General features: G+C 68.4%; 11 protein-coding genes. 4 read left to right on the top strand and 7 right to left on the bottom strand.

Translation table 11 applies throughout. The annotated features are described in order from the left end of the window. Positions 1 to 1,890, bottom strand: a complete 1,890-nt coding sequence (locus tag DS843_RS01015; RefSeq protein ID WP_149467033.1) for a potassium/proton antiporter — start codon at positions 1,888 to 1,890, stop codon at positions 1 to 3. A 189-nt stretch (positions 1,891 to 2,079) separates the two neighbouring features. Here DS843_RS01015 and DS843_RS01010 point away from each other — a divergent pair, with 189 nt between their 5' ends. Continuing rightward, positions 2,080 to 2,928: a porin gene (locus DS843_RS01010; RefSeq protein ID WP_149467032.1), complete on the top strand. Its 849-nt coding sequence runs from the start codon at positions 2,080 to 2,082 to the stop codon at positions 2,926 to 2,928. A gap of 137 nt (positions 2,929 to 3,065) precedes the next feature. Then, positions 3,066 to 3,245 carry a hypothetical protein gene (locus DS843_RS01005; RefSeq protein ID WP_149467031.1) on the top strand — a complete coding sequence of 60 codons (180 nt, stop codon included), beginning with the start codon at positions 3,066 to 3,068 and terminating at the stop codon, positions 3,243 to 3,245. Between the two features lie 44 nt (positions 3,246 to 3,289). On the opposite strand, the gene DS843_RS01000 is transcribed toward DS843_RS01005, so the two are convergent. After that, complete coding sequence (locus tag DS843_RS01000) at positions 3,290 to 4,315, bottom strand: patatin-like phospholipase family protein (RefSeq protein WP_149467030.1); 1,026 nt, start codon at positions 4,313 to 4,315, stop codon at positions 3,290 to 3,292. Between the two features lie 188 nt (positions 4,316 to 4,503). On the opposite strand from DS843_RS01000, the gene DS843_RS00995 reads away from it, so the two are divergent. Together DS843_RS00995 and DS843_RS00990 are read left to right on the top strand one after the other, a co-directional pair. Further along, positions 4,504 to 6,297, top strand: coding sequence for an ABC transporter ATP-binding protein (locus DS843_RS00995; protein WP_149467029.1), 1,794 nt, complete (start codon positions 4,504 to 4,506; stop codon positions 6,295 to 6,297). A gap of 57 nt (positions 6,298 to 6,354) precedes the next feature. Then, a complete protein-coding gene (locus tag DS843_RS00990) occupies positions 6,355 to 8,133 on the top strand; it encodes a tetratricopeptide repeat protein (protein ID WP_149467028.1) in 1,779 nt (592 codons plus the stop codon). Between the two features lie 10 nt (positions 8,134 to 8,143). Here the strand turns inward: DS843_RS00990 and DS843_RS00985 are convergent, their stop codons facing one another. The 5 genes from DS843_RS00985 to DS843_RS00965 all read right to left on the bottom strand — a co-directional run bounded on the left by DS843_RS00985 (position 8,144) and on the right by DS843_RS00965 (position 12,642). Then, the gene (locus tag DS843_RS00985) at positions 8,144 to 8,869 is read right to left on the bottom strand and encodes a protein tyrosine phosphatase family protein (RefSeq protein ID WP_286191871.1); all 726 of its coding nucleotides are present in this window, start codon (positions 8,867 to 8,869) and stop codon (positions 8,144 to 8,146) included. Between the two features lie 91 nt (positions 8,870 to 8,960). Then, positions 8,961 to 9,962 carry a hypothetical protein gene (locus DS843_RS00980; RefSeq protein WP_149467027.1) on the bottom strand — a complete coding sequence of 334 codons (1,002 nt, stop codon included), beginning with the start codon at positions 9,960 to 9,962 and terminating at the stop codon, positions 8,961 to 8,963. Between the two features lie 33 nt (positions 9,963 to 9,995). Beyond that, positions 9,996 to 10,991 carry a hypothetical protein gene (locus DS843_RS00975; RefSeq protein ID WP_149467026.1) on the bottom strand — a complete coding sequence of 332 codons (996 nt, stop codon included), beginning with the start codon at positions 10,989 to 10,991 and terminating at the stop codon, positions 9,996 to 9,998. A 109-nt stretch (positions 10,992 to 11,100) separates the two neighbouring features. Further along, complete coding sequence (locus DS843_RS00970; protein WP_149467025.1) at positions 11,101 to 11,940, bottom strand: 23S rRNA (adenine(2030)-N(6))-methyltransferase RlmJ; 840 nt, start codon at positions 11,938 to 11,940, stop codon at positions 11,101 to 11,103. 57 nt (positions 11,941 to 11,997) lie between these two features. Next, entirely contained in the window at positions 11,998 to 12,642 is a 645-nt protein-coding gene (locus DS843_RS00965; protein WP_286191870.1) for a transglycosylase SLT domain-containing protein, read from the bottom strand. Between the last annotated feature and the right edge of the window lie 410 nt (positions 12,643 to 13,052).

The following is a 13,052-nucleotide window of genomic DNA, read 5'->3' as shown; positions in this document are numbered from 1 at the left end:
TTATCCCTCCAGCCGTTCCGGCTCCCTTCCGGACACCAGCGGCGCGTCCGCCGTGTGGACGGGCAGGCGTTCCCGGCGGGTTTCCCGGCGCTGCCAGCGGCGGAAGGACCGCTTCGACCACCAGGACACGATCTTCTGCCACAGCCGCGTCGGACGCTGGAACAGGGGCACGCGGGCCTTGTCCATCGCCGACGGCTCCAGCGCCAGACCGACGGAGGTGATCTGGCCGTCCTGCATGTCGCGGACGATCAACTCCACGCCGCCCATGCGCATCCGGTCGCCCAACTCGCAAGAACTGCCGAACTCGTTGCGCAGCAGGTCGCGCAGGGACCGCTTGGCGTTGGCCAGCGAAAGCGGCAGGCCGTACATCTCCGCGATCTGCTCCACCGTCGCGTCGGGGCTCAGCACGAGGTCGCCGTAGAACTCGCGGTCGTCCTGGTCCAGCGGGCGGCTCTCGGCGAACAGCTTGTCGATCAGCGGCAACTGGGCGGGCGGGGTGAAGAGATAGACCATGTCCCCGGCCTGGAGCGTCCGCGCCTTGTGCAGAGGCACCACGCCCCCCTCCCGGATGACCAGCGATGGCCGGGCGAAGCGCGGCATGCGCTGCCCGCGGGCGGCGGGGCTCTTGGGGTGGACGGTGTAGGCGACCATCTCCTGGTCGGCCTCGCCGGGCAGTTCCAGCTCGAACCGTTCGACCGGGCCGCGCCGCGGCGGCACGATCAGCTTCAGCCAGCGCGCCATGGGGCCGATGGTCCAGCCCTGCACCACCAGCGACACGATCACCACCAGGAAGGCGGTGTTGAAGATCACCTGTCCGCCCGGCAGCCCGCCCAGGATCGGGACCAGCGCCAGCAGCATCGACACCGCCCCGCGCAGCCCGACCCAGGCCATGAAGGTCGTCTCGTTGGCCGAGAAGCGGAAGGGCAGCAGGCACAGCCACACCGCCAGCGGGCGCGCCAGCAGGATCAGCAGGGCGGCCAGCGCCAGGGCGGGCAGGGCGATCGACCCGAAATCGTGCGGGGTGGCGAACAGGCCCAGCATCACGAACATCACGATCTGGCTGAGCCAGGTCAGGCCCGAATGGAACTGCCGCAGGCCCAGCGCCCCGCGCAGCTTCACGTTGCCGGCCACCAGACCGGCGGCGTAGACGGCCAGGAAGCCGCTGCCCCCAAGCTCGTTGGTGCCGGCGAAGAGAAACAGCGCGAAGGCCAGAGTCACCACCGGGTTCAATCCGGGGTCGAGGCGGGCCTTGTTGATGAAGGCGGCCAACCCCGCACCGCCCAGGATGCCCAGAACGGTTCCGCCCACGATCTGCATCAGGAGGAAGCCGGCAAGCTCCAGCGGCGTCCCCCAGCCGTGCAGCGCCGCCTCCACCAGCATGACGGTCAGAAGGATCGCCATGGGATCGTTGCTGCCGGATTCGATCTCCAGCGCCGAGCGCACGCGGTCGCGGATGGTGATGCCGCCGACCCGCAGCAGGAAGAAGACCGCCGCGGCGTCGGTCGAACTGACCACCGCCCCGACCAGCAGGGATTCGATCCAGGGCAGCCCCAGCAGGAAATGCGCGGCAACCCCGATGACGCCGGACGTGACGGCGACGCCGAAGGTCGCGAGGCTGAGCGCCGGCCACGCCGCGGCGCGGTAGCTGGACAGCTTGGTGTCCAGTCCGCTTTCGAAGAGAATCACGGCAAGCGCGATGGAGCCGATCAGGAACGCGCTGTCCGCGTCGTTGAAGCTGATCCCGCCAACCCCGTCCACACCGGCCACCAACCCGACGCCCAGAAAGATCAACAGCAGCGGCGTGCCGATCCTCAGCGCCAGATAGCTGGTCAGGATGCTGACGATCAGCAGGGACGATCCGATCAGGATGATGGTGCTCGCCGTCTCCATTGTCCTCGCCAAGGTAGGGAAATGCCGCGTCCGGGCTTCATCCGATTTTGGCAATTCTTGGGCGCCAGTGCAACGCAGCAGCCATAATTGTCCAATGTTCATAAAATAATACAGAAATGTCTCCCGCAATGCAGCATTGCGGCGGGCTACAATCCTTTCGGGTTAATGCAATGGGCGAGGGGACATTTCATGGTTCGTGCACGGCGTATTCCGGCGATTCCCCTCGCGGCGCTGACGCTTGTCCTGTCGTCCGCGGCGGCGGCCGGGTCCCTGCCCGATTATGACCGGCCCGATCTCGACCGCACGGCGGCGGGCGGCGGTGCGGCGTCCATCCGGTTCGACAAGAAGGCGATCGACCTCGGCGGCTGGGGTGCCCTGGAGGTCGGGCAGACGGAAAGCGCGTCGCGCCGGATGGTGGCGACCACGCCGGTGCGGGACCAATGGTTCTCCGATCCCGTCTTCATGAACGACGGCGCCTTCGGTGGACCGGACGCGCGGGCAACCTATTATTCGCCGAGGCTGCACGGATTCAACATCGGCCTGGGCTATACCCCTGTCCGCACGGAGTTGGGGGCCGCCGATCCGCTCGCCCGCCATGTGGTGGAAGGCGTGGTCCGGCACGACGGCCGGATGGGCAAGGCCCGGCTGCGCATCACCGCGGGGGCGGGCAGGGCCGCCACCGCCAAGGATCGCGGCACGCCCCGCAAGTCCTGGGTGGTCGGCGGCCAGGTGGCTCTTCCCGGCGTGACGGTCGGCGCCGGCTACCGGGAGCAGATTCCCGACGACGGCTCGGCCCGCCGGACGCTCAACCTCGGCTTCACCCTCGACCAGGGAACGCCGGTGCGGGGGTGGAGCGTCATGGGCCGTCTGGCCCACACCCAGGTCGGCGGCGAGGCTTTGCAGGAGGTCTGGTCCACGGGGTTGCGTTTTCGCATGACGCCGAAGATCAGTCTCTCCGCCGATCTCGGCACCATGACCTACGGCGGCGACCCATCCGACAGCACCATGCTGCGCGTCGGCACCCGCGTGCTGTTCTAGAAGGGCTTATCAGGGGCGCGGCAGCCGATCCAAGACCTATCCAGAGGTGGTTTCCCGACGGAATCGCGGTGTCGTGGAAGCAATTTGCAGTTTCGCGTGTTTACAGAAGCGAGAAACACCACAAGGAGGGTTTGGACATGTCTCGTTTGCGCCTGATCGGGTCCGCCATTGCGCTGTTGACGCTCGCGGCCTGTTCGACCGGCGGCGTGGTGGGTGGCACGGCTGGCGCCGCGGGCGGTTACGCGGTGGACGGCAAGCGCGGTGCCATCATCGGTGGCCTGGGCGGCGCCGCCCTGGGCACGGCTCTGGACAACTGACCCCTTGGACAACTGACCAGAAGGGGCGGACCCGCCGCGGTGGCCTAGAAGCCCCGCGGCGGTTCGCGCGATCCGTTGCCGAAGACGGCGAGCGCGTCGTGCAGATCGGGCAGGGCGCGCTCGACCGCCGCTTCCCCCTCGCGGATGCAATCGTCCGCCCGGTCGAACTCCGACAGGCCGATGTGGCCGAGCCGGGGCGTGATGTGCACGTCGGGCGGCTCGCCCGCCAGACGGGACCGCGCGATGCGGTCGGTGACGATGCCCAGCGAGGAGACCATGACGCCGAACAGGCTCGGCCCCTCGTAATCGCGCCGGAAGATGCGGCGGCTCAAGGCCCCGATGGGCACCCGGAACCCCGCACGCGGCTTGGCCTCCTCCTCCGGCGGTCCGTCCTCGATCAGCTTCAGAAGATCGAACCCCGCCGCGGTCGGCACGGCGGCGCCGGGGCGCCGCGCCTTCCCCAGAATGTCGGCGGAGAGATTCACGGCGATCACCATCTGGGCGCCCAAGGCCCGGCAGGCCGACACCGGCACCGGATTGACCAGGGCGCCATCGACCATCCAGCGCCCCTCGAACCGGACCGGCGGGAAGACCCCCGGCAGGGAGAAGGAAGCGCGCAGGGCGTCGACCAGCGGGCCATTGCGTATCCACACCTCGTGCCCGGTGACCAGATCGGTGGCGATGGCGGCGAAGGGGGCGGGAAGCTCCTCGACCAGGACGTCGCCCAGATGGTGGCGCATTTCCGCGACCAGCCGTTCCCCGCCGATCAGCCCGCCGCCCTGGCGCAGCCGCAGGTCCAGATAGCCGACGATCTTCATCCGGGTCAGGCTGCGCGTCCATTCCTCCAGCGCGTCGAGCCGTCCGGCGAGATGGACCCCGCCGACCAGAGCCCCCACCGAGCTTCCGCAGACGATGTCCGCCTCGATCCCATAGCGCTTCAGCGCCCGCAGCACGCCGATGTGCGCCCAGCCGCGCGCCACCCCGGCGCCGAGCGCCAGACCGATGCGGGGCCTGTGATGCCGGCCCTGTCCGTTCCCGTGGTCCTGGCCGTTTCCGCCGTCCGCCGCCATGGCGCCTCCTTTGCACATGGTGAAGCGCGTTCCTGCCCATACTGTGCCGCCCCACCGGTTAAGGAAGCTTGATCGGGCCGGGCCCCATCGACAAGGTTGGTCGGCAAGGTTGGTTGAACAGGGCCGGGTGGACAAGCACCGGCGCCATCGGCTAAGCCATCGCGATTGCGCTACAGGAAGATCGGCACGTGAGCAAGAAGAGCGGAGAACGGCTGCGCCTGGACGCGGCGACGGAGCGGCTGGTGTTGCGCATGCTGCGGGAATGGGTCCGCCCCTACACCGGCAAGCTGATGCTGTCCTTCCTGCTGATGGCCGTGGTGGCGGCGGCGACCGGCGCCTATCCGCTGCTGATCGACCGGGCCTACTCGATGTTCTCCGAGCAGGACCGGACCATGCTGCTGGTCATCCCGGTCCTGATCGTCGCGGTCACGGCGATCAAGGCGCTGTCCATGTATTCGCAGACGGTGGTGACCACCGACATCGTGCAGCGGATCATCAGCGACGTGCGCCTGTCGATGTTCGACCATCTGCTGAAATCCGACACGGCGCAGCTTCACGCGGCCCCCACGGGGACGATGACCTCCCGCTTCATCAGCGACGTGGACCTGATCCGCAACGCCCTGTCGCGGACCCTGACCGGGCTGGTGCGCGACATCCTGACGGTGATCGCCCTGGTCGGGTCGATGTTCTATCTGGATTGGGTTCTGTCGCTGATCGTCTTCCTGATCTACCCCATCGCCGCCATTCCCATCGTGAACATCGGCAAGCGGCTGCGCCGCGTGTCACGCGACACCCAGGCGCAGATGGGCGACATGACCGCGCTGCTGACGGAAAGTCTGGCCGGCGCCCGCATGGTGAAGACCTATTGCCTGGAGGATTACGAGCGCGCCCGCGCCGCCCGCGCCTTCGAGGACAATTTCGCCCTGACCATGAAGGCGACCCGCGCCCGCTCGCGCATCGACCCGATGATGGAGGTGCTGGGCGGCGCCGCCGTGGCCGGGGTGATCGCCTTCGCGGGCTACCGCATGGCGTCGGGCGAGGGCTCGGTCGGCGCCTTTTCCGGCTTCGTCGGCGCGCTTCTGATGGCGGCGCAGCCGGTGCGGGCCATCGGCACGCTGAACGCCGTGCTTCAGGAGGGTCTGGCCGCCGCCCAGCGCATTTTCGAGCTGGTGGACGAGAAGCCGACCATCACCGAGCAGCCCGGAGCCAAGCCCCTGGCGGTGGAGCGCGCCGCCGTCAGCCTGCGCGGTGTCCGCTTCGCCTACGAAGAGGGGACGGAGACGCTGAAGGGCATCGACCTGGAGGTTCCGGCGGGGACCACGGTGGCTCTCGTCGGGCGCAGCGGGGCCGGCAAGTCCACCGTGTTCAACCTGATTCCGCGCCTTTACGACGCGACGGGCGGGCAGGTGCTGATCGACGGGCAGGACGTGCGGTCGGTGACGCTGGGCAGCCTGCGCGGCGTGATCTCGCTGGTCAGCCAGGACACGGTGCTGTTCAACGACACGGTGCGCGCCAACATCGCCTTCGGGCGGCTGGACGCACCCTTCGACGACATCGTGGCCGCCGCGAAGGCCGCCGCCGCGCACGACTTCGTCGCGCGGCTTCCGGAAGGCTACGACACGGTGATCGGCGACCGCGGCGTGAAGCTGTCGGGCGGCGAGCGCCAGCGCCTCGCGCTCGCCCGCGCCTTCCTGAAGGACGCGCCGATCCTGCTGCTGGACGAGGCGACGAGCGCGCTGGACAGCGAATCCGAGCGGCTGGTGCAGGGCGCCTTGGAGCGGCTGACGAAGGGCCGCACGACTCTGGTCATCGCCCACCGGCTCGCCACCGTGCGCAACGCCGACCGGATCGTGGTCATGGACGGCGGGCGCATCGTGGAACAGGGTGCGCACGACGCCCTGATCGCGCAGAACGGCACCTACGCCCGCCTGTGCAAGCTCCAGTTCGGGGAGGACGGGGAGGCGGCGCTGCTGGCTCCCTAGCCCAAATTCGAGTCCCGCGGTTGGCTGCCCGCGCAATCCGCGTTATGGTCGCGCATCATGGACAATCCCCTCGACGCCGCCATACGCCTGCACAAATCCGGCAACCACGCGGACGCCGAACCGCTCTATCGAGCTGTCCTGGATCGCGAACCGCAGAATCGCGGCGCGCTTCAGATGCTCGCGATGCTTCTGGTGCAGACCGGCCGCGCCGGCGAGGCGGTTTCCCATTTCCGACTGGTCGCCCGGCTCGATCCCAACGGGGTCGGCGGCTACAGCAACCTCGCCGCAGCCCTGCGCATGGCGGGACAGGGGGAGGCCGCCGCCGCTTGCCTGCAGCGCGCCTTGTCCCTCGACCCGGCGCATGCGGCCTCCTGGTTCAATCTCGGCAATGGGCTGAAGCAGCAGGAGAAGGCCGCGGGGGCGGCGCGAAGTTACGGGCGCGCCCTGAGGCTGGAACCCGGCCATGGCGGGGCGGCGGCCAATCTGGACAGCCTGCGGGGCCAGTGGGGAAAGCGGCTGGACGAGGCGGAGCGGCTGTCCGCGGCGGCGCGCCATCCGGCGGCGGACGCCTCGGCCCACGCGGCCGCGGCGGAGGCATTGGAGGCGGTTGGGGACAGCGCGGCGGCGGAATCGGCAGCCCGCGCCGCTCTGGACCGTGACGACCGCAATTACCGGGCCAACCGGTCGTTGGCGCGCCTGCTGCTGGATCGCAGCGGGGCGATGGATGTCCAGAATGGAAAGCCCTTCGAGGTCGATCCGTTGCTGGTGGAGGAAGCGATCCGCGCGTTGCGCCGGGCCGTCACCATCCGCCCGGACGATGACGAAGCCGACTGGCTGCGCGTCGCCGCGGTGGCGACGCTGGTGCAGGTTGGCGTGGCGTCCGACGCGGTGCTGTGCGATGGGGCGAAGGCCGCCTGGATACGCCTGCGGCGCCACCCCAAGGACACGGTGGCGGCCTCCGTCATCGGCTTCCACGTCTACCGCCGGGACCGGCTCGTCCTCGCGTCCTGGCTGAGCCGACGCTTCCGGCGGCGCTTCACCGCGGCGGAGGTTGCGCGCGAGCACGAGTTGGGCCTCTGGAGCATGCTGCGCGCCGATGACGCCTTCCTCCGTGCCCTGCCGCCGGTCGAAGCGGTGCTGGAGCGCATGGCGCCCTTGGAGCCGCGTTTCGAGCCGCAGGAGAGCGCCTCCGGCAAGGCGGCGGTCTTCCTCTGCTGCGACGACGTCTATTTCCGCCGTTTCGCCCCGGCGCTGCTGGAGTCGCTGGCGGAGCGGATGACGGGCGCCACGGTCGTCGTCCATGTGGTCGCGCCATCGGCGGAGACGGAGCAGGCATTGGCCCGCTGGCGGGAAGACGGGCGGTTGGCGGTGGGATACTCCGTCGAATGGCCGGACATGACCGGGTGGACCGACATCAAGCGCATCACCTACTACGCCTCCGCCCGCTTCATCCGCGCTTTGCAATGGATGCGCCGTCTGGACCGCCCGCTCATGGTGATCGACACCGACGCCTGGATCACCGGAGATTTGCAGGCTCTCCAGGCGGAGATGGCCGGGTACGACGTGGGCCTTCTGCTCGACGGGCGGCGCCGCGGCCCGTCCCGGGAGATTCCGGTCGGCTTCACCTTCTACGCGAACACGCCCGGCGGCGACCGCTTCCTGTCGCTGGTCGGCTCCTACATCGGGCATTTCCTGGCGGGGGCGGAGGTCTATTGGATGCTGGACCAGATGGCCCATTACGCGGTGCTCGACTGGCTGAACCGGAACGAGCCGATCCGGGTGCGCCGCTTCGACTTCGTGACCTTCCCCTATTGCCACTTCGTCGGGGCGAAGTGACACGCTGCGGTCACTCCCGCCCCAGCACCCGGTCGACCACCGTGTCGGCCCATTCGCGGGAGCGGAAGCTGGCCTTGGCCTCCACCGGGTCGTAGACGCGCTCCACCCACTCCCAGAAGGGGGTGGGGCGCTTCTCGTTGTAGGCGGCGTAGAGGTCGAAGAAATAGTCGAGGATGCCGGTCTTCGCCTGTTTGAAGTGGCCGTATTTCCAGTGGAGCTGCCTGGTCGCACGCTCCAGCGGCGCGCCCTCGTGGATGAAGAGGTAGAGGGCCGACATGAAGCCGGCGCGGTCCGCCCCTGACTTGCAGTGCATCAGCGCCGGATACTGCATGGTGGCGAACAGGTCGCGCGCCTTCAGCAGCGTCTCCTTCTTCGGCATGTCGCGGGAGTTGACGGGGAAGTCCACCAGCGTCAGCCCCGCCGCCCGGCAGGCCTCGGCCTCCAGGATGTAGGAGGCGCAGTCGCGGCTGCCGCGCAGGTTCAGGATGGTCTTCACCCCGCGCCGCGCCGCCTCCCGGATGTGCGAGGGGGAGGGCTGGCTCGCCCGGAACATGTTGGGGGAGATGCGATAGGTGTTCGAATAGATCAGCCGGAAGCAGGCGTGGTCGATGAACACGCTCTCGAAATGGCCCAGCGCCCGTTGCAGCGGGGAGATCATGCGCCCGCGCGCCCGCTTGATGCCATCGGCCAGCGCGGTGGTCGTGTAACGGCGCAACATCTTCCTGGTGGTGGCCACGCAGAACTCTCCCATTCGACAAGGCCGCCAACATAGGCACACTTCCCGTGGCGTCAAGACCGCCGCGACGCGGGGCAGTGCGGCGGTTTGGTCAGCCGGCGCGCTCGACGCGCTCGTAGATGCCGTAACGCGCGGCCACCGACAGCACGATTTCCATGTACAGGTTGATCAGGCCGTTGGCGTAGAAGGCCGGACAGCCGGTGTAATGGCGCTCTCCCGGCTGGGCGGTCGGCTCGATCAGGTCGGGGTTCAGGACGATCATGCCGCCCGGCGCCTCCGCGTCGTAGACGAAGGCCGTCTGGTGCCGGGGCAGGGGATGGATGGCCTGATGGTCGTCGGCCTCGATGTGCCCGGCACCCATGAACTGGCACAGCATGCCCAGGCTGCCCATGGCGAGCGGAAGCACCTGCTTCAGGCTGCGGCGGGACAGGTCGTCGTACTCCGCCGGCGTCAGGCCGGGTTTCAGCATCGGCGCGGATTCGCACAGGTTCCAGCAGACGTGGAGCGCCGTGTGGCTGCCGGTCTTGGTGATCGACAGCATGTCGTAGCCGGACGGCGCGTGCAGGACCGACGCCTCCAGCGTGCCGGCGAGCACGAAGCCGGCGGCGGCCAGCGGGGTGATGGCGCCCTCCGCCCGGCAGCGCTCCTCCTCCAGCGTCACCTTGATCGCCCAATCCTTGATGATGGCGTCCAGCAGGTGGCACACGCTGTCGCGCAGGAAGCCGATCAGCGTCTCCGCCGGGGCGGCGTCCAGCCCGGCGGTGTCGGCGATGTCCAGCCCGTGCGGGGAATCCGGCGGGTTGCACAGCAGCAGATGGCCCTCGGCGTCCAGCGGCATCCGGTTGGTGATGTGGTTGCGCAGGTCTTCATAGAGAAAGGCCAGCAGCGTGTTGATCGCCACCTTCTCGTAATCCTCCTTGCGCGTGTCCGCATGGGCCGGGCAGTGGCCGGCGAGGGACTGAAGCTCCTCCGCGAAGAGGTAGTTCGGGTCCTCCGCGATGCGGTGCAGGATCGGCGCGAGGTTGATCCGGGTCATCCCGGCTTTCTCATGCGCGGCGAGATAGGTCAGGGCGAAATCGTTGGAGCGAGCCATGGCGGGGAAACGTCTGTCTGTGGAAAAGGACGGTCAGCGGTCGCGAAGCCGGTCGTAGACGCCGTAATCCATGGCGATGCTGGCCACGATGTCGAGATACAGCTTGATGAAGCCCGGCGTGTAGAAGGCCGGACAGCCGGTGTAGTGCCGCTCCTCCGGCTTGGCGAAGCGGGTGATCGGCTCCGGGTTCAGGCACATCAGCCCGGCCTCGTCCAGGACGAAGGCCGTCTGGTCCTTGGGCAGCAGATGGATGGCGAGCCCGTCGTGGGGCTCGATCCCCGATGTTTCCATGTAATGGACCAGCATGCCCAGACTGGCCATGGACAGCGGCACCACCTGCTTCAGGCTGCGCCGCACGAGGTCGTCGTAAGCCGCCGCCTCCAGCGCCGGCTTCAGCAGGGGGGCGGCCTCCACCATGGCCCAGCAGATGTGGATGGCGGTGTGGCTGCCGGTCTTGGTGATCGACAGCATGTCGTAGCCGGCACGCTGGTAGAGGGGCGAGTCCTCCAGCGTCATGCGCAATATGAAGGTGGCGGCGGCGGCGGCGGAGATCTCGCCGGAGCCCTGGGCGCGGTAATGCTCCTCCTCCGTCAGCAGGTCGGCGGCCCACCCGGTGATGAGGCCGTCCAGCAGATGGCAGGTGGCGTCGCGCAGGACCGAGCCCATGACGTCCAGCGGAGCCGCCGCCATGGCCGCGCGGTCGGCGGGGTCGAGGCCGTGGGGGGAGCGCGGCGGAATCGGCAGCATGACCTGCCCGCGCTCGTCCAGCGGCAGCTTCGACGCCACATGGTCGCGCAGCCGTTCGAACAGATAGGCCAGCAGCGTGTTGACCGTCACCTTGTCCGCGTCGTCGGCGTTGGGCGCCGCGTGCATGGGGCACTGGCCGCCGCCCCGCCGCAGATCCTCGCTGAACAGGAAGGCGGGGTCCTTCTGGATGGTCTGGAGGATGTGCGCGACCGACACGCGCTCCAGCCCCGCGTCGGCGTGGGCCTTGGCGAACGCGCTGGCGAAATCGTTGGAACGGGACATCGTGGCCTTGCCGGAACGGGTTAGTCCCAATCACCCTATGGCGAGTGGAAGGCCCGTGCAACGGCAACCTCTGTGACCGCTTGCCGCTTTCCCGTTGAAATGTGCGGTTTTAAGCCTCCGGAACCAGCCAGTCGACCGTCCAGCCGCCCCCGGTTGAGGGCAGGGCGGCGTGCAGCGCCGGCAGCATGGCGCGCAGCGTGTCGTCCAGCATCCAAGGCGGGTTGACGATCAGAAGCCCGGACCCGTTCAACCGCGTGTGCGTGTCCTCCGGGTGCCAGGTCAGCTCGACGGTCAGGATCTTGCGGATGCCGGTGTTCTCCACCGCCTCCTGAAAGCGCCAGACGGCGGGGCGTTCCTTGATCGGGTACCACAGGGCGTAGATGCCGGTGGACCAGCGCCGGTGCGCGGCCTTCAGCCCCTCGGCCATGCGGGCGAACTCGTCCGGCTGCTCGAAGGGCGGGTCGATCAGGACGAGGCCGCGCTTCTCTCGCGGCGGCAGATGGGCCTTCATCGCCTGATAGGCGTCGGATTTATAGGTGGAGACCTGCCGGTCCCCGGCGAATTCCGCCTTCAGGGTCTGCCAGTCGTCGGGGTGAAGCTCGTTGAGGAGCAGCCGGTCATGGTCGCGCAGCAGCGCCCGCGCCAGCCGCGGCGATCCCGGATACCAGCGCAGTAGCCCATCGGGGTTGAGGGCGGCCACCGCGTCCAGATAGGGCTGAAGCGCCGGGTGCGGCGCCGGTCGGCCGAACAGCCGCCCGATTCCCTCCTGGAACTCCAGAGTCTTGCGCGCCGGTTCGGAGTCCAGGTCGTAGCGCCCGATGCCGGCGTGGGCGTCGAGCACGCAGAAGGGCGCCGGCTTGGCGCGCAGGTGATCGAGGATCAGCGCCAGCACGGCGTGCTTCATCACATCGGCGGGGTTGCCGGCGTGGAAAATGTGACGGTAGTTCATGGTGCAGGGATTTAGCCCAACATCGCGGGCGGCGCCATCCCCTGCGAGCGCCCCTGGTCAGTCGAGAGACGCAACCTGCTGGGCGTTGCGGAAGGTGCGGCGGGTGCTGGGCGCGATGCTGGCGGGTTCGGAGTCGCCGCAGCGGGCGGATTCCAGCAGCTTGGCGCTCTTCGCGTCGAGTTCGTTCAGGTGCTGCCAGATCTTGCAGATGTAGTTCTGCGCCTGACGGGTGGAGCCGCCATTGTAGCGGGCGACGGCGGTCTTCCAGCTTCCCTGTTCGCCATGGAGGCGGAGCAGAAGGCGGCCGGCGTAGTGGACGTTCTCGCGGGGATCGACGATGCGCTCCACCGGCTGGAACTCGCCGCGGTGGGTGGCGAGGGAAATCTGCATGCAGCCGACATAGACGTTCTGCCGAAGCTGACCGCGCTTGTCGCGCAGATGCCGGGCGGCGTCGTTGGCGTTGCGGGCGTAGACCGGGCGACCCTCGACGCTCATCGCGAAGGGGGTCGGGGCGCCGTCCTGGCCGCTCTCCACCAGGGCGATGGCGACCAGAAGGCCGGAGGGGATGTTGAACTTGCGCTCCGCCTCGACGGCGTGGGAGACGCAACTGCTGTCCTGGGCGGCGGCGGGCTTGGCGACGAGGATCGGGGCGGCGGCTAATCCCAGTGCAAGAGCGATCCAGCCGCCAAGCGTGCGTCGCACGCGCTGAGTTCGATCCTGCATATCCTCGGTCCCCTCGTTCGTTGCCGGTGTTCATCCGGCTTCGTTTTGGCCCCCCGCGCGGGGCCGTCATCACCGGTCACCGAGTCGCTTACGGTGACCGCCTCCTACCCAGAAGTTCAGCGCCCACCATCGGGCGCCGAAGCCACACTTCCAAAAATTTTATACAGCGTCAATCAATTTGCTGCCCGGTAATACCACGCCTTTCGATCGTCCGATGTCACAGGGCAGGGGGCGGAGCCCTCTCCATGTCATGACCGTGGCCATTAAGGCGCTGATTCCGAAGAGATTTGAAAAACCGAAAGGGGAGGGTTGCGCATAGGGTGCGCCGGGCCTCCCATTCAGCCTAATGCGACGGTCTGACGCTCGTTTAGGGCGCGCATGACCTTTTT

This window comes from Roseomonas genomospecies 6 (genome assembly GCF_008365375.1).
Classification (GTDB): domain Bacteria; phylum Pseudomonadota; class Alphaproteobacteria; order Azospirillales; family Azospirillaceae; genus Azospirillum.
The sequence above is the reverse complement of the archived record's forward strand: the minus strand, read 5'-3'. Positions and strand labels throughout refer to the sequence as shown.